The 19,472-nt window shown below is 71.6% G+C and carries 12 protein-coding genes; 4 read left to right on the top strand and 8 right to left on the bottom strand.

Annotated elements, in window-relative coordinates; all coding sequences use genetic code 11:
• The 7 genes from IAG44_RS30570 to uvrC all read right to left on the bottom strand — a co-directional run bounded on the left by IAG44_RS30570 (position 1) and on the right by uvrC (position 11,507).
• Positions 1 to 1,212: a phosphoglycerate kinase gene (locus IAG44_RS30570; RefSeq protein ID WP_187750302.1), complete on the bottom strand. Its 1,212-nt coding sequence runs from the start codon at positions 1,210 to 1,212 to the stop codon at positions 1 to 3.
• A gap of 129 nt (positions 1,213 to 1,341) precedes the next feature.
• Positions 1,342 to 2,352: a type I glyceraldehyde-3-phosphate dehydrogenase gene (gene gap, locus IAG44_RS30565; protein ID WP_187750301.1), complete on the bottom strand. Its 1,011-nt coding sequence runs from the start codon at positions 2,350 to 2,352 to the stop codon at positions 1,342 to 1,344.
• 228 nt (positions 2,353 to 2,580) lie between these two features.
• Positions 2,581 to 5,547 (bottom strand): M14 family metallopeptidase, encoded by a 2,967-nt coding sequence (locus tag IAG44_RS30560; protein WP_187750300.1) that lies wholly within the window; start codon positions 5,545 to 5,547, stop codon positions 2,581 to 2,583.
• Between the two features lie 899 nt (positions 5,548 to 6,446).
• Positions 6,447 to 7,436 (bottom strand): DNA-binding protein WhiA, encoded by a 990-nt coding sequence (whiA, locus tag IAG44_RS30555; protein ID WP_187750299.1) that lies wholly within the window; start codon positions 7,434 to 7,436, stop codon positions 6,447 to 6,449.
• Positions 7,427 to 8,503 (bottom strand): gluconeogenesis factor YvcK family protein, encoded by a 1,077-nt coding sequence (locus IAG44_RS30550; protein ID WP_187750298.1) that lies wholly within the window; start codon positions 8,501 to 8,503, stop codon positions 7,427 to 7,429. The genes whiA and IAG44_RS30550 overlap by 10 nt, the downstream gene beginning before the upstream one ends.
• Positions 8,500 to 9,438, bottom strand: a complete 939-nt coding sequence (rapZ, locus tag IAG44_RS30545) for an RNase adapter RapZ (protein ID WP_187750297.1) — start codon at positions 9,436 to 9,438, stop codon at positions 8,500 to 8,502. The genes IAG44_RS30550 and rapZ overlap by 4 nt, the downstream gene beginning before the upstream one ends.
• The gene (uvrC, locus tag IAG44_RS30540) at positions 9,435 to 11,507 is read right to left on the bottom strand and encodes an excinuclease ABC subunit UvrC (protein ID WP_187750296.1); all 2,073 of its coding nucleotides are present in this window, start codon (positions 11,505 to 11,507) and stop codon (positions 9,435 to 9,437) included. The genes rapZ and uvrC overlap by 4 nt, the downstream gene beginning before the upstream one ends.
• Before the next feature lie 309 nt (positions 11,508 to 11,816).
• On the opposite strand from uvrC, the gene IAG44_RS30535 reads away from it, so the two are divergent.
• The gene (locus tag IAG44_RS30535; protein ID WP_187750295.1) at positions 11,817 to 12,770 is read left to right on the top strand and encodes a hypothetical protein; all 954 of its coding nucleotides are present in this window, start codon (positions 11,817 to 11,819) and stop codon (positions 12,768 to 12,770) included.
• Between the two features lie 774 nt (positions 12,771 to 13,544).
• Positions 13,545 to 14,456 carry a carbohydrate kinase family protein gene (locus IAG44_RS30530; RefSeq protein ID WP_187750294.1) on the top strand — a complete coding sequence of 304 codons (912 nt, stop codon included), beginning with the start codon at positions 13,545 to 13,547 and terminating at the stop codon, positions 14,454 to 14,456.
• A gap of 172 nt (positions 14,457 to 14,628) precedes the next feature.
• Here the strand turns inward: IAG44_RS30530 and uvrA are convergent, their stop codons facing one another.
• Positions 14,629 to 17,571 (bottom strand): excinuclease ABC subunit UvrA, encoded by a 2,943-nt coding sequence (gene uvrA, locus IAG44_RS30525; RefSeq protein WP_187750293.1) that lies wholly within the window; start codon positions 17,569 to 17,571, stop codon positions 14,629 to 14,631.
• 223 nt (positions 17,572 to 17,794) lie between these two features.
• Between uvrA and IAG44_RS30520 the strand changes: the two genes are divergently transcribed.
• Together IAG44_RS30520 and IAG44_RS30515 are read left to right on the top strand one after the other, a co-directional pair.
• Positions 17,795 to 18,481, top strand: coding sequence for a maleylpyruvate isomerase family mycothiol-dependent enzyme (locus tag IAG44_RS30520; RefSeq protein ID WP_187750292.1), 687 nt, complete (start codon positions 17,795 to 17,797; stop codon positions 18,479 to 18,481).
• A 9-nt stretch (positions 18,482 to 18,490) separates the two neighbouring features.
• Positions 18,491 to 19,147 (top strand): MBL fold metallo-hydrolase, encoded by a 657-nt coding sequence (locus IAG44_RS30515; protein WP_187750291.1) that lies wholly within the window; start codon positions 18,491 to 18,493, stop codon positions 19,145 to 19,147.
• The last annotated feature ends 325 nt before the right edge of the window (positions 19,148 to 19,472 follow it).

Genomic DNA, 19,472 nt, shown 5'->3' with positions numbered 1-19,472 from the left:
TCAGTCCTCCAGTGCGGCGAGACCGGGGAGCGTCTTGCCCTCCAGGTATTCGAGGGAAGCACCCCCGCCGGTCGAGATGTGGCCGAACGCGTTCTCGTCGAAGCCGAGGGTGCGCACGGCGGCGGCGGAGTCTCCGCCACCGACGACGGTGAAGCCGTCCGAGTCGATGAGTGCCTGGGCGACCGCCTTGGTGCCCTCGGCGTAGTCGGGGTGCTCGAAGACGCCCATGGGACCGTTCCAGAAGACGGTCGCGGCGTCGGCGAGCCTGGACGCGTACAGGGCGCCGGTCTTCGGGCCGATGTCGAGCCCGAGCTGCCCTTCGGGCATCGCGCCGGCGTCGACGGCGGTGTGCTCGGTGGGCGCCTTGGCCTTGAGGTCCGGGAAGCCGGGCGAGACGACGACGTCGACGGGGACGACCAGTTCGACGCCCTGCTTCTGGGCGCGCTCCAGGTACTCGGTGACGGCCGGGATCTGGTCCTCCTGGAGCAGCGAGGCGCCGACCTCGTGGCCCTGGGCCTTGAGGAAGGTGAAGGCCATGCCGCCGCCGATGAGGATGCGGTCGGCCTTGCCCAGGAGCTGGTCGATGACGGCGAGCTTGTCGGAGACCTTGGAGCCGCCGAGCGCGACGACGTAGGGCCGCTGGACGTCCTCGGTGAGCTTCTTGAGGACGCCGACCTCGGTGGCGATGAGGTAGCCGGCGTAGTGCGGGAGCTTGCCCGGCAGGTCGAAGACGGAGGCGTGCTTACGGTGTACGGCGCCGAAGCCGTCGCCGACGTAGACGTCCGCGAGAGCGGCGAGCCGGTCGGCGAACTCGCCGCGCTCGGTGTCGTCCTTGCTGGTCTCGCCCGCGTTGAAGCGCAGGTTCTCGACGACGGCGACCTGGCCGGGTTCGAGGCCGTTCACGGCGTCGTGGGCGGCGGGGCCGACGGTGTCCTGCGCGAAGGCGACGGGGGCGTCGAGGAGTTCACCGAGCCGTTCGGCGGCGGGCAGCAGCGAGAACGCGGGGTCCGGGGCGCCCTTGGGGCGGCCGAGGTGCGAGGCGACGACGACCTTGGCGCCCGCCTCGGCGAGGGCCTTGATCGTGGGCAGCACGGCGCGGATCCGGCCGTCGTCGGTGATGAGGCCGTCGGCCAGCGGGACGTTGAGGTCGGCGCGCACGAAGACGCGCTTGCCGGACACGCCTTCGGCGAGGAGATCGTCGATCGTCTTCAATGCAGTCTCCAGTGGGTGGTGCTCTTGATCGTACGAGGGCGGTGACGCACGTCAGGGCTCGGGCAGCGCGTCCTCGTCTGCTGCCCGAGCCCTGCGGCTCACATCTGTGCGGTGCCTGTCAGGCGGTGATCAGAGCTGGCCGCCGACGAAGACCGTGAGGTCGACGAGGCGGTTGGAGTAGCCCCACTCGTTGTCGTACCAGCCGAGGATCTTCACCGTGTTGCCCTCCTGGACCATGGTCAGGGAGGAGTCGAAGGTGCAGGAGGCCGGGTCGCTGACGATGTCCGAGGAGACGATCTCGTCCTCGGTGTAGGCCAGGTAGCCCTTGAGGGGGCCGTCCTCGGACGCCTTCTTGAACGCGGCGTTGACCTCGTCCTTGGTGACCTCGCGCTGGAGGGTGACGACGAGGTCGGTGGCGGAGCCGGTGGGGACCGGGACGCGCATCGCGATGCCGTCGAGCTTGCCCTTGAGCTGGGGCAGGACCAGGGCGGTGGCCTTGGCGGCACCGGTCGTGGTCGGGATGATGTTCTCGGCGGCGGCGCGGGCGCGGCGCAGGTCCGAGTGCGGGAAGTCCAGGATGCGCTGGTCGTTGGTGTACGCGTGGACCGTCGTCATCAGGCCCTTGACGATGCCGAAGTTCTCGTCGAGAACCTTGGCCATCGGCGCGACGCAGTTGGTCGTGCAGGAGGCGTTGGAGATGACGTGGTGGTTGGCCGCGTCGTACTTGTCCTGGTTGACGCCCATCACGATGGTGATGTCCTCGTCCTTGGCCGGGGCCGAGATGAGGACCTTCTTGGCGCCGCCGGCGAGGTGCTTCGCGGCGTCGGCCTTCTTCGTGAAGATGCCGGTGGACTCGATGACGATGTCGACGCCCAGCTCGCCCCACGGGATGTCGGCGGGGTTGCGCTCCGAGAGCACCTTGATGGTGTGGCCGTCGACCGTGATGGTGTCGGCGGTGTGCGACACCTCGGCCTTGAGGCGGCCCAGGATGGTGTCGTACTTGAGCAGGTGAGCGGTGGTCGCGGTGTCACCCAGGTCGTTGACAGCCACGATCTCGATGTCCGCACCCTGCTCCAGCAGCGCGCGGAAGTAGTTGCGGCCGATGCGGCCGAAGCCGTTGATGCCTACGCGGATCGTCACGAACCGATCTCCTCGTTGGTACGCCGGCCTTCGTCGCCGGCGAGCTGTTTTTGGGATGTCCCCGACCACCCACGACCCTACCTCCCGATGAGGTCGGCGGTGACATCGAGTCGTGCCATACGCGGCGAGGCGGTCCGTACCCCCCAGTAGGGGTACGGACCGCCAGGACCCGGAAGCCCTTTCACACGATTCGGTTACGAATCACGGGCTTCCCTTGACCGGGCCGATTCACCTCTCAAGTGAGGCGAGGGCCTTTCCGATGAGCGCCTTGCGCTCCGCCGCCGACGTCAGGTGCTCCAGGCCGAAGCCGAGGAGCACGGTGTCGTCGGTGGTGATCGCGCCGTACGTCTGGAACAGCGCGCCCGTGCGCGTCCAGTCCTTCAGCACCGCCGGACTGCCCGCCGGCGGGCCGGTGACCTGCCAGGCGCCCAGCGACGTCTCGAAGCCCTCGGTACCGGTGTCCGTACCGCCGACGACGACCGAGGCGTCGTCCAGGAACACGCCGTGGCCGCCGGTGGCCGGGTCGGAGACGTAGGCGAAGGACAGCTCGACGCGCTTGCCGGCGTACGCGCTCAGGTCGAACTCGACGAGCTGCCAGCCGGTGGAGGTGCCGGTGAAGGCGTTCCAGGAGCCGGAGGTCCCGGTGGCGGTGCAGGCGCCGCCCGTCAGGGTCAGGTAGTGGCTCAGCCAGGGGTGTTCCCCGAGGTAGAACCCGGCGCCGCACTCCGCCGGGACGGCGGTGCCGCTCGCGCCGTTCTTCTCCGGCAGGGTCGTCCAGTCGGCGCCGCCGGCGGTGTGGGCCTCGACGAACGCGTTGTCGTACCCCTTCTCGGTGTCCCAGAACAGCCGCGCCCGCAGCGTCGGCTGCTGACCCGCGGTGACCGAGGTGAGGTCGACGGTCCGGGTCAGCCGCTTGTAGGCGTCGTCCGTGTGGACGGCCGCGGCCATGTACGACCCCGAGTACGGCCCGTAGGGGTTGACCGCCCCGGCGTACCGGCCCGCGCCCGCGCCGGCGAACTGGGGGTACTGGTCGGCCGGGAGTTCGTCGGAGGTGACGCTGTAGGTGCCGGCCGTGTCGAGGGGGTTGCCGGGGGCGCCGGCGAGCAGGCCCGCGAAGCCGTTCAGCCGGCCCGCGCCGGTGAAGCCGGTCGCGCCCGAGACGGACGTCCGCGAGTAGGCGCCCAGGTAGTACTGGCTGAAGTCGTCGGAGGGGGTGCCGTCGCCGAGGTCGACCTCGCCGCCCGCCTGTTCACCGGCCTCGACGAGCTTGCCGCCCTCGTTGAGGTAGGCCCGCAGTTCGAGCTGCGTCGGGTTGCCGGGGACGGCCGCGCCCGTGTAGTGGACGACGGTCCTGAAGTGCTTGAGGACGCCGAGCGCGTCGGGCACGCCCTGCTTCGCGACGTCCCACACGACCGCCCTGCGGCCGTTGGCCCCCAGCGCGTCGACGTACACCCGCGCCTGCGTCGCGGCGGCGCCCTCCTCGGCGACGACCAGCGTGTCCGCCGTGGCGCGCGGAGCGACCGTGTACGTGAAGCGGGCGCTGGTGACGCGCTTGCCGGCCTTCGTGACGCCGGTGAACCACACCTCGACCTTGTCGCCGGGTCGGCCGCCCCTGACCTTCGCCCGGTACTCGTCGAAGTAGAGGTTGTCCTCGCCGCCGAACGTCTCGCCGCCCTTCCACGCCCTCAGCGCCGTGCTGTGCGGACGGCCGCCGTCGACGCGGTAGGTGAGCCGCTTGTCGCGCAGCGCCTTGCGGGCGACGACGGAGACCTCCTGGTCGGCGCCGCGCGCGTACGAGGTGGTGAAGGGGGCGAGCGTGAAGTCGGCGGCGGGCGTGCCGACCGGGGACTTCGGCCGGTCCGGGGTCGCGGCGGACTCGGCGACGGAGAGCGCGAAGGGGATGTTCTTCGCGAACTCCTGCTGGATCAGCTTCTCGTCGTCCGGGAAGTTGAAGACCGAGCGGCAGTCGGCCGCGTTCCACTGGTCGTTCGGGTCCAGGTTCGAGGCCGTCTGGCAGGTCGACATCTCGGGGGTGAACATCGCGACCCCGTTGACGTTCGACGCGTGGCCGTCCGCCTCGCCGTTGGTGGTGTAGAGCTCCGAGGACACCTGCGGGCGGTAGCCCGGGACCGCCGGGTTCTCGGGGGTCCCGGCGAGCGCCCGGTAGGCGACGTCGTCCGGGGTGTTCGTGGCGACCTGCCAGCCGACGCCGTACAGGATCAGCTGGGCCGCGGAGTGGTAGTTGATGCCGTACTCGAAGCCGATCCGCTTCTCGAACGCGTCCAGCGCCTTCGTCTCCGGCTCGGAGGACGGGCCCGCGCCGCGGTAGGTCTCGCTGGTGGGGTTCGGGGACGAACCCTCGTCGTCGTAGCCCCACTTGTAGGCGAAGTTGCGGTTCAGGTCGACGCCGTCGCCGGTCGAGATGACGCCGTCGCCGTTGACGTCGCGCAGGTTCTTGCGCCACAGGCGGGTCGAGGAGTCCTTGAACGTGTGGTCGTAGCCGTCGGGGTTGGCCGAGAGCACGAACCACAGCTCGGTCGAGTCGACCAGCTTCCTGATCCGCTGGTCCGTCCGGTAGTTGTCCAGGTAGTGGTGCATCAGCCGCCGGGTCATCTCCGGGGTGATCCACTCGCGCGCGTGCTGGTTGGAGAGGTACAGGACGGCCGGTTTGCTGCCGTCCTTGCTCTTCTTCGCGTTCTTGGTGAGCTTCAGCGCGAGGATGTCCTGGCCGTTCACGGTCTTGCCGATGGAGACCACCTTGGTCAGGCCGGGGTTGTCCTGCCCCGCCCTGACGATCTCCTCCTTCAGGCCGCCGCTGCCGCTGTACGGGCGGAAGACCCCGTCCGCCGCGGCGTCCACCCGCCGCTCCGCCTTCGCGGACAGCTCGTGCTCGGTGAGGCCGACGCCCTGTCCCTCCAGCGCCTTCGCCTGACCGTCGGTCAGATAGACCTCGACGGTGGCCGTGCCCTTGTCCGGCACGGTCTCGCTGAGCTCGTGCCCGTCCTGGCCCGCCGCGAGCAGCAACGGCACCTGGGCCTTGGTGACTTCGGCCCGGAAGACCTTGACCTCGTCCCCGCCCCGCGTCTCCCCCTGCTGCGTCTGCTGCCCCTGCTGCGCCTGCGCGATCGGCGCCACGGTGGCTCCGCCGGCCAGCAGCGCCCCTACAGCGAGGATCGATCTCGCTCTGCGTCTCATGAACTCCCCTAGCCCTGGTCCTCCACATCCACGAACAGGTGCCAGGCTCATGACACCGACATCTCCCCGTCAAGGGGGCCTCGGGGGTAAGTCGCACGTATGGGTCAATCTTGAGGGGGTGGGTGACGGGGCGTCAGGGGGGTTCTGGGTATGGGGGGTTGGGGCGGGTGGGGTGATGGGAGGGGTGGCGGGAAGGACGTCGGGGGAGCCGGCGGGGCGTCAAGTGGCGCTGCGGGGGCGGCGGTCCTGGGGCTGTCCTGGGCCGGTTCTCGACCGGTCCTCGGCGGGGCGGCCGGCCGAAGAGCGCCGGTCTCCAGCGCCACTCAAGCCGGGCTGGAGCGGGGCTCCGCCGGGCGGTGTGAGGGGGCGCGCGGCGGTGTGTGGGCGACTGGCGGTGGGAGGAGCGAGGGGGCGCCCGCCGGTGTACGGGGGGGCCGGGGCGGGCGAGGCGGCGCCGGGCAGTGTGAGGAGAGCGCCCGGCGATGCGAGGGGGCCGGGCGGGCGGGCGAGGCGGGCGCCTGGCCGGGCCGGGCGGGGTAGGCGCCCGGCGGGGCAAGGGGGGCGCGGTCCGGCCCGGCGGTGCAAGGGGGCGCGGCCCGACCCGGCGGCGCAAGGGGGGCTCGGCCCGACCCGGCGGTGCAAGGGGGGCGCGGCCCGACCCGGCGGTGCAAGGGGGCTCGGCCCGGCCTCCGGGGAGCGGAGACGCCGGCGGCGCGGCGCAGGGGCCACCGTCGGGGCGCGGTCCGGCCTCCGGGGAGCGGAGAGGCGCCGCCTCGTGTGTGGGGCGGCGCCTCTGTGGCTGGCTGTGCTCGCCCCCGCGACAAGCGCGCCGGCACGTGTGTGCGGGGGCAGCTATGTGTGGGGGCAGTTGTGCTGGGGGCCAGTTGTGTACCGGGGCCTCAGCCTGCCAAGTTGTCCGCCAGTTCCTCGCTGAGGTTCGCCTCCGTGCTCGGGATTCCGAGGTCGCTGGCGCGCTTGTCGGCCATCGCGAGCAGACGGCGGATGCGGCCGGCGACGGCGTCCTTGGTGAGCGGCGGGTCGGCGAGGGCGCCCAGCTCTTCGAGGGACGCCTGCTTGTGGTCCATGCGCAGGCGCCCGGCGGCGGCGAGGTGCTCGGGGACCTCGTCGCCCAGGATCTCCAGGGCGCGCTGGACGCGGGCCCCGGCGGCGACGGCGGCACGGGCCGAACGGCGCAGGTTCGCGTCGTCGAAGTTGGCGAGGCGGTTCGCGGTGGCGCGCACCTCGCGGCGCATCCGGCGCTCCTCCCAGGCCAGCACCGACTCGTGCGCCCCGAGCCGGGTGAGCAGCGCCCCGATCGCGTCGCCGTCGCGGACCACGACCCGGTCCACGCCCCGCACCTCGCGGGCCTTCGCCCCGATGGACAGCCGGCGCGCGGCCCCGACGAGGGCGAGCGCGGCCTCGGGACCCGGGCAGGTCACTTCGAGGGACGACGAGCGCCCCGGCTCGGTGAGCGAACCGTGCGCGAGGAAGGCCCCGCGCCAGGCCGCCTCGGCGTCGCAGGTGGCCCCGGAGACGACCTGCGGGGGCAGGCCCCGGATGGGCCGGCCGCGGCCGTCCACCAGGCCCGTCTGGCGCGCGAGCTGGTCACCGCCGGCGACCACCCGCACGACGTACCGCGAACCCCTGCGCAGCCCGCCCGGCGCCATCACGATCAGCTCCGAGCTGTGCCCGAAGATCTCCAGGATGTCCCGCTTGAGCCGGCGGGCCGCCATCGCCGTGTCCAGCTCCGCCTCGATCACGATCCGCCCGCTCACCAGGTGCAGGCCGCCGGCGAACCGCAGGATGGCCGAGACCTCCGCTTTTCTGCAGCAGGTCCGGGTGACGGGGAGCCGGGAGATCTCGTCCTTCACCGCTGCCGTCATCGCCATGGGCCGATCCTTCCATGCATCCGAAAAATACGGTCGTACGCGGCGGCCAGCAGCTCCGGGTCATGCCGCGGAGTCCCGTCGGGCCGGGCCACCGGCGCCAGCTCGACCGCGGCCCCGAACGGTTTGGCGGCGTCGGTCAGGGATTCGCGGTCGGGCACGGCGGCCTCGTCGGCCAGCACCACGTCCAGGGCGAGTTTAGGGGCGTGTCGCCCCAAAACCTCCAAATGACGCTGCGGGGAGAACCCGTCTGTTTCGCCCGGCTGCGGGGCGAGATTCAGCGAGAGGACCCGGCGCGCCTTGGTCGCGGTCAGCGCGTCCAGCAGCTCCGGGACCAGCAGGTGGGGGATGACGGAGGAGAACCAGGAGCCGGGCCCCAGAACCACCCAGTCGGCGTCCATGACGGCCGCCACCGCCTCCGGCACGGCGGGCGGGTCGTGCGGCACGACGTGCACGGACTGCACCTCGCCGGGCGTCAGCGCCACCGTCGCCTGCCCGCGCACGGTGTCCACGTCGTCCGGCCGCGCCGGGTCGTGCCCCTTGACCAGCGCCTGGAGCTCCAGCGGGACGGCCGACATCGGCAGCACCCTGCCGTGCGCCCCCAGCAGCTTGCCGACCAGGTCGAGCGCCTGGACGTGGTCCCCGAGCTGTTCCCACAGGGCGACGATCAGGAGGTTGCCGACCGCGTGCCCGTTGATCTCCCCCTGGGACTGGAAGCGGTGCTGCACGACCCGCGCCCAGGTCTGCCCCCAGTCGTCGTCCCCGCACAGCGCGGCGAGCGCCTTGCGCAGGTCGCCGGGCGGCAGCACGCCCAGCTCGTCCCGCAGCCGCCCGCTGGAGCCGCCGTCGTCGGCGACGGTGACGACGGCGGTGAGGTCGCCGGTGATCCGGCGCAGTGCGGCGAGCGAGGCCGACAGGCCCATGCCGCCGCCGAGCGCGACGACCTTGGGCTGGGCGCCCCTGCGGCGCGGCCTCGCCCCGCGCACCTCGACCGGCCGGCCCGCCCGCCCCGACTGTCCCTCGGGCCCCCCCCTGCGCAGCCGGCCCAGCCGCGGAGTACGTCCTGTCATTCCCGTCCCATGTCCCGGTGTACGACCACCGTCTCCACGCCCTCGGCCGCGAGTCGCGCGGCGAGCTTCTCCGACATCGCCACGGACCGGTGCTTGCCGCCCGTACAGCCGACGGCGACGGTCACGTACCGCTTGCCCTCACGACGGTAGCCCGCGGCAATCAGCTGGAGAAGCTCCGTGTACCGGTCCAGGAACTCCTTCGCGCCGGGCTGGCTGAGGACGTACGCGGCGACCTCCTCGTTGAGCCCGGTGTAGGGACGCAGCTCCGGGACCCAGTGCGGGTTGGGCAGGAAGCGCATGTCGACGACCAGGTCGGCGTCGACCGGGAGGCCGTACTTGAACCCGAACGACATGACGGTGGCCCGCAGCTCGGGCTCCTCCTCGCCCGCGAACTGGGCGTCCATCTTGGCGCGCAGCTCGTGGACGTTGAGGCTGGAGGTGTCGATCACCAGGTCGGCGTCCCCGCGCAGCTCGCGCAGCAGCTCGCGTTCGGCGGCGATGCCGTCGACGATGCGGCCGTCGCCCTGGAGGGGGTGCGGGCGGCGCACTCCCTCGAAGCGGCGCACCAGGGCGTCGTCCGAGGACTCCAGGAACACGATCCGGCGGGTGACGTGCTTGGACTCCAGGTCGGCCAGGGACTCCCGGAGGTTGTCGAAGAAGCGCCGGCCGCGGACGTCCACGACGACCGCGATCCTCGCCACGTTCCCCTGGGAGCGGGCGCCCAGCTCCACCATGGTGGGGATCAGGGCGGGCGGCAGGTTGTCGACGACGAACCAGCCGAGGTCCTCCAGACACTTGGCGGCCGTGGAACGGCCTGCCCCTGACATGCCGGAGATGATCACCAGCTCGGGGATCGCCGCTTCGGGGATCCCGGGCGATGGGGTGTCGGTACTCACCTGTGCTCCGTCTTCCTGGCGTGCTTCGTGCTCGGTCATGGCTCCTGACCCCGTTCTTCGTCTTCCATGATCTCTCCCGTGGCCGTGTTGACAGCGGGGGCCGCGGGGGCCGCCCGGTCGAGGGCCGCGGCGATGGTTTCAGCCGTCTTACGACCTATGCCCGGAACCTCACAGATCTGGTCGATCGTTGCGGAACGCAGCTTTTTCACCGAGCCGAAGTGCTTGATCAGCGCCTGTTTACGGGTCTCGCCCAGTCCCGGTACGTCGTCCAGCGGGCCCGCGCGGAACCTCTTGGCCCGTTTGGTGCGCTGATAAGTGATCGCGAACCGGTGCGCCTCGTCGCGCACGCGTTGCAGAAGGTACAGGCCCTCGCTGGTGCGTGGCATGACCACGGGGTCGTCCTCGCCCGGCAGCCACACCTCTTCGAGGCGCTTGGCCAGGCCGCACACCGCGATGTCGTCGATCCCCAGCTCGTCCAGCGCGCGCTTGGCCGCGGCCACCTGGGGCTGGCCGCCGTCGACGACCAGGAGCTGTGGGGGGTAGGCGAACTTCTTGGGACGGCCGTCTTCCTCGGTGAAGGCGTTGCCGGGGGTGGCGGGGGTCGTGGGGGCGGGCGGGGTGACGCCGTCAGGGGCAGCAGGGGTGTCGGTGCCGGCCGGGGTGGCGCCGTCGGCCGGGGGCTCGTCGTCGGTCCACTCGCCGGTGCGCTCCTTCTCCGCGAGGTAGCGGCGGAAGCGGCGGGTGATCACCTCGTGCATCGAGCGGACGTCGTCCTGGCCCTCGAACCCCTTGATCTGGAAGCGCCGGTACTCGCTCTTGCGGGCCAAGCCGTCCTCGAAGACGACCATGGAGGCCACGACGTCGTCGCCCTGGAGGTGGGAGATGTCGAAGCACTCGATACGCAGGGGCGCGCTGTCCAGGTCCAGGGCCTCGGCGATCTCCTCCAGCGCGCGGGAGCGGGTCGTGAGGTCGGAGGCCCGCTTCGTCTTGTGCAGCGCCAGAGCCTGCTGCGCGTTGCGCGCGACGGTCTCCATCAGGGCCCGCTTGTCGCCGCGCTGCGGGATCCGCAGGGAGACACCGGCGCCGCGCCGCCCGGCCAGCCACTCCTGGACCGGCTCCACCGGCTCCGGCAGTGCCGGAACCAGCACCTCCTTCGGCACCGCGTCCCCGCTCTCCTCGCCGTAGAGCTGCTGGAGGGCGTGCTCCACGAGGCCGGCGGTCGTCACCTCCTCCACCCGGTCCGTGACCCACCCGCGCTGGCCCCGCACCCGGCCGCCCCGCACGTGGAAGATCTGGACGGCCGCCTCCAGCTCGTCCTCCGCGACCGCGATCAGGTCGGCGTCCGTCGCGTCCGCGAGGACCACCGCGCTCTTCTCCATGGCCTTCTTCAGGGCCTCGATGTCGTCCCGCAGGCGGGCCGCCCGCTCGTACTCCATCTCGTCGGCCGCGGCCACCATCTGCTTCTCCAGGCGGCGCAGGTACGTCCCCGTCCGCCCGGTCATGAAGTCGCAGAACTCCTCGGCCAGTTCGCGGTGCTCCTCGGCGGAGACCTTCGCCACGCACGGCGCCGAGCACTTCCCGATGTACCCCAGCAGACACGGCCGTCCCGTGCGCGCCGCGTTCTTGAACACCCCCGCCGAGCACGTCCGCACCGGGAACACCCGCAGCAGCAGGTCCACCGTGTCCCGGATCGCCCACGCGTGCCCGTACGGGCCGAAGTACCGCACGCCCTTCTTCTTCTGACCCCGCATCACCTGGACCCGCGGGTACTCCTCGTTCATCGTCACCGCGAGGTACGGGTAGCTCTTGTCGTCGCGGTACTTCACGTTGAACCGCGGGTCGTACTCCTTGATCCAGGAGTACTCCAGCTGCAGCGCCTCGACCTCCGTGGACACCACGGTCCACTCCACCGACGCGGCCGTCGTCACCATCGTCCGGGTGCGCGGGTGCAGTCCCGCGAGGTCCTGGAAGTAGCTCCCCAGCCTCTGCCGCAGGCTCTTCGCCTTCCCGACGTAGATCACCCGACGGTGCTCGTCGCGGAACTTGTACACCCCCGGGGACTCCGGGATCGCGCCCGGCTGAGGGCGGTAGCTGGAGGGATCGGCCATACACCCCACCCTACTGTCGCCCACTGACACTCAGACGACGCCGAGGCGAACCCGCGGCCCCTCGGCCGCCGGGCGCCGCCCCTTGACACTCCACGACATTCCGGCCACCTCTCCCGCCCCCGCCGCCCACCCCCGTCACAACTGTTGTCGCGGCCTGGCCGACACGCTTCAATGCGGGGGAACTCGGCGCCGTGAACGGCGTCGTACGGGTGAGCCGTAGGAAGAGGAGAAAAACCCTCCTGCGTCATCGGGGAGGCCCCGATCCACGCGAACGGTCTGACCAGCCGTTGTTCACAGAAAGGCCCCTCCATGCCGCACACCGCACAGCACGCGGGCCCCTCCGACGTCACAGCGGAACTGGACACGGCCCTGCGGGGCGGCCCTTTCCACGTCGCCCTGCGTGCCGCGATAGCCGCACGCGGCCTTCCTCTCCAGCGCGTCCAGCACCATCTCTCCCGCCACGGCGTCAGAGTCGGTGTCACCAGCCTGAGTTACTGGCAGCAGGGCGCCCGCCGGCCCCAGCGCCCCGAGTCCCTGCGCGCCGTCCGCGCCCTGGAGGAGATCCTTCACCTGCCCGAGGAGTCCCTGATCCGCCTCCTCGCGGAGAGCGAGGACGACACCCCGCACGGCCGCACCGCCGCCCGCTCCTACCGGGCCCTCCTCGAAGCCACCGACGTCGTCGAACGCCTCCTCACCGACCTGGACCGCCCCCTCGACCCCGGCCTCCAGACCCTCGGCCACCACGAACGCGTCCGCATCGGCGCCCACCGCGAACTCCTCGGCCGCGAGGCCCACCACATCGTCCGCGCCCACCGCGACGGCGTCGACCGCTTCATGGCCGTCCACCACGGCGACCCCGGTTGCGACCCCGGCCGGATGCGGGTGCGCGCCCTGGAGAACTGCCGCACCGGGCGCGTCCGCCACCACCAGGAGACCGGCGTCCTCGTCGCCGAACTCCTCTTCGACACCCGGCTGCGCCCCGGCGACACCTTCGTCTTCCGCTACGACGTCGAGGACGGCACCGCCGGCACCTCCCGCGAGTACGTCCACGACGTCACCCTCGCGGGCGGCCAGTACGTCCTCCAGGTCCAGTTCGACGAGCACGCCCTCCCCGCCCACTGCCACCGCTTCACCCAGCACTCCTACGCCGCCCCCCGCACCGGCCGCCAGCCCCTCCCCCTCAGCCCCCACCACCACTCCGTCCACCTCGTCGAACCCCGCCTCCGCACAGGCATCGTGGGCATCGGCTGGGACTGGGAGTAGCCCCCGACGGCCCGAAACAACGCGGCCAACCCGACCAGTCCGACATGGCCACCGGGGCCCGGACAGCCCGACCCACGTGACCTCTGCGGCCAGGCCGACGCGGTCGCCCTGACCAGGCCGGCGCGAGGGGGCGCTGACGCGAGCAGGTGCCGACGTGAGCGGATGCCGGCCAGCGTCACGGCGTCGCCCTCAAGCCGCAGCACGCCCGCGGGGTCGGCGGCGTACTCACCCGGACTGTGCCTGGCCGGCGCATCCGGCCCTGTGCCCCGGGAACACGGGGTGTGCGGCGTCGCCGACTGGGCGGCGAACAGGGCCGGAACCCCTGCACGGGGTCCCTCAGCAACCGTGCAACTCCCTCCTTTCCGGAATCAGCGTCGGCGTGACCCCCATGGCCCAGCCGACAGGTTGCCCCTGCTCCAGTCACCCCTGCCCCAGCCAGCGTGGTCGCCCCGGCCGATACGGTCGCCCCGGCCCAGGCTGCGGTCCACGTCCGCCGGGCCCCCGTCATCGCAGCAGCCCGCACGCCACCGACGCTCCGGCCCGGACAGCACGGCCACCCCGCCCGGTCCTCCCCTCCCTCCCCCTCGCCCCCGCCCGCTCCCCGCCCGGCCCTCGCCCGTTTCCCGCCCGCCCGCAGCCCCCACAGCCGGTCAGGGCGGTAGCATCCCTCCCCCTTCCCTGTTCGTCTCTTACATCTGCCGCACCCTGCGCGGCTGTCCCGACCCGCCCCCTCCGCAGCGAGCGGTCCGTGTGCCGCCAGAGAGGAACCGTCTCGTGATCGTCGTCACCGGAGAAGCCCTGATCGACTTGGTGCCGCTCGGTGAGGGGGCCCTGGCCGAGCTGCGGCCGGCGCTCGGCGGAGGGCCGTACAACACCGCGGTGGCGCTGGGACGGCTGGGCTCGCCCACGGCGTTCCTCTCCCGCACCTCGACGGACGCCTTCGGGGAGGCGCTGCTGGCGGGGCTGCGCGCCTCGGGCGTGGACGTGTCGCACGTGCAGCGGGGTCCGGAGCCGACCACGCTGGCCGCCGCGACGCTGGACGACGACGGGGCGGCCGTCTACTCCTTCTACGTCGGCGACACGGCCGACCGCTTCTTCAGGGCACCGGAGGAGCTGCCCCCGGGGACGGAGGCAGTGTCCTTCGGCACCTGTTCGCTCGTCCTGGAACCGGGGGCGAGCGCCTACGAGAAGCTGATGCGGGACGCCTCGGACAAGGGCCTGTTCACCCTGCTGGACCCGAACATCCGCCCCGCCCTGATCGCCGACCCGGACGCCTACCGCGCCCGCTTCCGGAGCTGGCTGCCCCATGTCACCCTCCTCAAGCTGTCCGAGGACGACATGCGCTGGCTGGACACCACCCCGCCCGACCTGCTGGCGGCAGGCCCGGCGGCCGTCGTCGTCACGCACGGCGCGGAGGGGATGTCGGCGTTCACCCCGGGCGGCCGGGTGTACGCGGTGGCCGGTGCGAAAGTCGAGGTCGTGGACACCATCGGCGCCGGGGACACGGTGAACGCGGCGCTGCTGCACGGCCTGTCGGTCAAGGGCGGGCTGTCCGCCGCGGCCCTGGGGACGCTGGGCCGCGACGACTGGCACCGCCTGCTGGGCTTCGCCGCCCGCGCGGCGGCACTGACCTGCTCACGGGCGGGAGCGGAACCGCCCTACGCCTCCGATCTGGAGGGTTTCTGAACTCGCGCTCTGTGGCGTTGTCAAGGTCCGGCCTCGTCCTCGGTCCGCCGAAACCGGGGATTCGGAGTGTCTGCCCTTGAAACGGACGGCGCCCCGCGGCAAGTTCCCGCGAGGCGCCGATTTTTTTGCCTTTTCTTTCCCTACTTCCGCTTCACGCCGTTCAAGCGGCCTTTCACGCCTTTCGGACGGTCTTCTTCGCGGCCGTCTTCTTCGCCACGGCCTTCTTCGCGGCGGTCTTGCGCGGCGCCTTCACCGGCCCCGCGTCGCTGACCCGGTCGGCGCCGAGGATCTCGCGCAGGAACTTGCCGGTGTGGCTGGCCGGTACCGCCGCGACCTCCTCGGGCGTGCCCTCGGCGACCACGACACCGCCGCCGGCGCCTCCCTCGGGACCCATGTCGACGATCCAGTCCGCGGTCTTGATGACGTCGAGGTTGTGCTCGATGACGATGACCGAGTTCCCCTTGTCGACCAGTCCGGACAGGACCTTCAGCAGCTTGCTGATGTCCTCGAAGTGCAGACCGGTGGTCGGCTCGTCGAGGACGTAGACGGTCCGGCCCGTGGAACGCCGCTGGAGTTCGCTGGCGAGCTTGACGCGCTGCGCCTCGCCGCCGGAGAGCGTGGTGGCGGACTGCCCGAGCCGGACGTATCCGAGGCCGACGTCCTTGAGGGTGTTGAGATGCCGGGCGATCGAGGGGACCGCCTCGAAGAAGCCCGTCGCCTCCTCGATCGGCATGTTCAGGACCTCGGCGATGGACTTGCCCTTGTAGTGGACCTCCAGGGTCTCCCGGTTGTACCGGGCGCCGTGGCAGACCTCGCACGGGACGTAGACGTCCGGCAGGAAGTTCATCTCGATCTTGATCGTGCCGTCGCCCGCGCAGTTCTCGCAGCGGCCGCCCTTGACGTTGAAGGAGAACCGGCCGGGCAGATAGCCCCGCACCTTCGCCTCGCTGGTCTCGGCGAACAGCTTGCGGATGTGGTCGAAGACGCCGGTGTAGGTCGCCGGGTTGGAGCGCGGGGTGCGGCCGATGGGCGACTGGTCGACGTGGACGACCTTGTCGACGAGGTCGTCTCCGTCGACGCGGGTGTGCCGGCCGGGGACGTTCCTCGCGCCGTTCAGCTCGCGCGCCAGGTGCGTGTAGAGGATGTCGTTGACCAGCGTGGACTTGCCGGATCCGGAGACGCCCGTGACGGCGGTGAAGACGCCGAGCGGGAAGGAGACGTCGATGTCCTGGAGGTTGTTCTCCCGCGCGCCGTGCACGGTCAGCTGGCGCGCGGGGTCGCGCGGGCGGCGGACGTCCGGCAGCGGGATGGACTTGCGGCCCGAGAGGTACTGGCCGGTCTGCGACTCGGTGTTGTCGAGCAGTTCCTTGTAGGAGCCGCTGTGGACGACCTTGCCGCCGTGCTCCCCCGCGCCGGGGCCGATGTCGACGATCCAGTCGGCGACCTTGATGGTGTCCTCGTCGTGCTCGACGACGATGAGGGTGTTGCCCATGTCGCGCAGCCGGACCAGGGTCTCGATGAGCCGGTGGTTGTCGCGCTGGTGCAGGCCGATGGACGGCTCGTCCAGGACGTACAGGACGCCGACGAGGCCGGAGCCGATCTGGGTGGCCAGGCGGATGCGCTGAGCCTCGCCGCCGGAGAGCGTGCCGGCCGCGCGGTTGAGGGAGAGGTAGTCGAGGCCGACGTCGACCAGGAACCGCAGCCGCTCGTTGACCTCCTTCAGGACGCGCTCGGCGATCTTCTTGTCGCGCGCGTTGAGCCGCAGTTCGCCCAGGAAGTCCGCGCAGTCGCTGATGGACATGCCGGAGACCTCGGCGATGGACTTCCCCATGACCGTGACCGCGAGGACGATCGGCTTGAGGCGGGTGCCCTCGCAGGTCGGGCAGGGCACCTCGCGCATGTAGCCCTCGAAGCGCTCGCGGCTGGCGTCGCTCTCGGACTCGCTGTGCCGGCGCTTCACGAACGGGACGGCGCCCTCGAAGGGGGTCGTGTAGACCCGCTCGCGGCCGTACCGGTTGCGGTAGCGGACCTCGATCTGGGTCTTGTGGCCGTGCAGCAGGGCCTTCTTGGCGCGCTGCGGGAGCCCGGCGAAGGGGATGTCGGTGCGGAAGCCGAGCGCGTCGGCGAGGGCGCCGACCAGCCGGCCGAAGTAGTCCTTGGTGTGGCCGTGGGACCAGGGGTGGATGGCGCCCTCGTCGAGGGACTTGTCCTCGTCCGGGACGATCAGCTCGGGGTCGACCTCCATGCGGGTGCCGATGCCGGTGCACTCGGGGCAGGCGCCGAAGGGCGAGTTGAAGGAGAAGGAGCGCGGCTCCAGTTCCTCGAAGGACAGGTCGTCGTACGGGCAGTACAGGTGCTCCGAGTACATGCGCTCGCGCTCGGGGTCGTCCTCGGGGAGGTCGACGAAGTCGAGGACGACCATGCCGCCGGACAGGCCGAGGGCGGTCTCGACGGAGTCGGTGAGGCGGCGCTTGGCGGAGTCCTTCACCGTGAGGCGGTCGATGACCACCTCGATGGTGTGCTTCTCCTGCTTCTTCAGGACGGGCGGCTCGGAGAGCTGGATCGTCTGGCCGTCGACCCGCGCGCGGGCGTAGCCCTTGGTCTGGAGGTCGGCGAAGAGGTCGACGAACTCGCCCTTGCGCTCGCGCACGAGCGGCGAGAGGACCTGGAAGCGGCTGCCCTCGGGAAGTTCCAGGACCTTGTCGACGATGGCCTGGGGCGACTGGCGCGAGATCGGGCGGCGGCACTGGGGGCAGTGCGGCTTGCCGATGCGGGCGAAGAGCAGGCGCAGGTAGTCGTAGACCTCGGTGATGGTGCCGACCGTGGAGCGCGGGTTGCGCGAGGTCGACTTCTGGTCGATCGAGACGGCCGGGGAAAGGCCCTCGATGAAGTCGACGTCGGGCTTGTCCATCTGCCCGAGGAACTGGCGCGCGTAGGAGGACAGGGACTCCACGTAGCGCCGCTGGCCCTCCGCGAAGATCGTGTCGAAGGCGAGCGAGGACTTGCCCGAACCGGACAGGCCCGTGAAGACGATGAGCGAGTCACGGGGCAGGTCGAGCGAGACGTTCTTCAGATTGTGCTCGCGCGCGCCACGGACGATGAGACGGTCGGCCACGCCGGTCCGCACCTTTCTTGAGAGAAGTGACAGGGGCGGGGCCCCCGTCTTTCTCAGACTAGGGGGAGCCACTGACAACGCCGGTCGGATTCACGGGTTGCGAACAATCCCCGGCCATCCAGCATGCCCGACGTCTGTGAGCAACCGTATCGCACGTACATTCGATTCACGGTTGCTTCAAGCCGTCTTCACCCGAAGGGGTGACGGGGCTAGGGTCGGCCCCATGACTGATCACGTGCGTGACCTGGCCCGTGTACGGGACGCGACGGAGCGGCTGCTGAACGCGGTCGCCGGGCTGGACAACGCGTCGGTCGCCGAACCGTCACGGCTGCCGGGCTGGAGCCGTGGCCATGTCCTCGCCCACCTCGCCCGCAACGCGGACGCTCTCGTGAACGTCCTCGCCGGCCGCCCGATGTACGCGACCGCCGAGATCCGGGACGCCGACATCGAGCGGGACGCCCCGCGCGCGCTGGGCGTCCACCTCGCCGACCTGCGCGCGAGCGGCGCCCGCTTCCTGGCCGCCGGGACCGAGCCGGCCGACTGGTCGCGGACGGTGACATTGCGGGGCAGCGTCACGGACCGCGCGGACCGCGTCCCGTTCCGGCGCTGGACCGAGGTCGAGCTGCACCACGTGGACCTGGGCATCGGGTACGGCCTCAAGGACCTCCCGGAGGAGTTCACGACGCGGGAGATCGCCTTCCTCGCCGACCGGTACGACGGCCTCGACGCCGTCCCGCCGACCCGGCTGACGGACGGCACGCACGCGTGGCGCACGGGCCGGGCGGCGGACGTCCCCGAGGTCACCGTCTCCGGCTCCGGGGCCGAGTTGCTGGGCTGGCTCGCGGGCCGCGGCGGGGAGGCCGAGCCGGTGGCCGACGGCGGGCCCCTGCCGACGCTGCCCCCGCTATAGGCTGCCGTCATGACGTACAGCGGACAGGTGACGGTCGGCGGCCCGGCGGACGTGCACGAGCTGAAGGACCTGATGATCACCAAGATCGCGGTCGGCCCGATGAACAACAACGCCTACCTGCTGCGCTGCCGGGCCACGGACGAGCAGTTGCTGATCGACGCGGCGAACGACGCCGGGGCGCTGCTCGGCACGGTCGGCGACGACGGCCTCGCCTCGGTCGTGACGACCCATCAGCACGGCGACCACTGGCAGGCCCTCGCGGAGGTCGTGGCGGCCACGGGCGCGCGCACGTACGCGGGGCGCGCGGACGCCGCGGGCATCCCGGTGGCGACCGACGTCCCGGTCGACGACGGCGACGTGATCCGGGTGGGCCGGGTGGAGTTGACCGCGCGCCATCTGGTGGGCCACACGCCGGGTTCGATCGCCCTGGTCTACGACGACCCGCACGGGCACCCGCACGTGTTCACCGGGGACTGCCTCTTCCCGGGCGGGGTGGGCAACACCCGCAAGGACCCGGAGGCGTTCGCGAGCCTGATCCACGACGTGGAGACGAAGATCTTCGACGTCCTCCCGGACGAGACGTGGGTCTACCCGGGGCACGGCGACGACACGACCCTGGGCGCCGAACGCCCGCAGCTCCCGGAGTGGCACGCGCGCGGCTGGTGAGACACCGACGCTCGTGCACGTCCACAGCGCCTGGCGTCCACGGCATCTCCGGCGTCCGCGTGGACGTTCCCGCAACGCCCCGCGCACCCCGTGTGAATCGCGCACCCGCGCCGGCCGCCCGCGCGCGCTCCCCGCGCGCGGGCCCGTGCGGTCAACTGGTGCCTGCCCGCGCGGGATGACGGCTCCCGCTCGGTACGGGCCGCCGGTCCTTCGCATTCCCCGCCCTCGACCGGCGGCCCAGGCACCCCTCGCCGTCCCGTTCACGGAACCGCAACACGCGTTCCCACTATGCGGACACGCACTGTCGTGAACTGGACAAACCGGC

It is taken from the genome of Streptomyces roseirectus (assembly GCF_014489635.1).
GTDB lineage: Bacteria > Actinomycetota > Actinomycetes > Streptomycetales > Streptomycetaceae > Streptomyces > Streptomyces roseirectus.
This window is presented reverse-complemented; position numbering and strand designations above follow the sequence as displayed.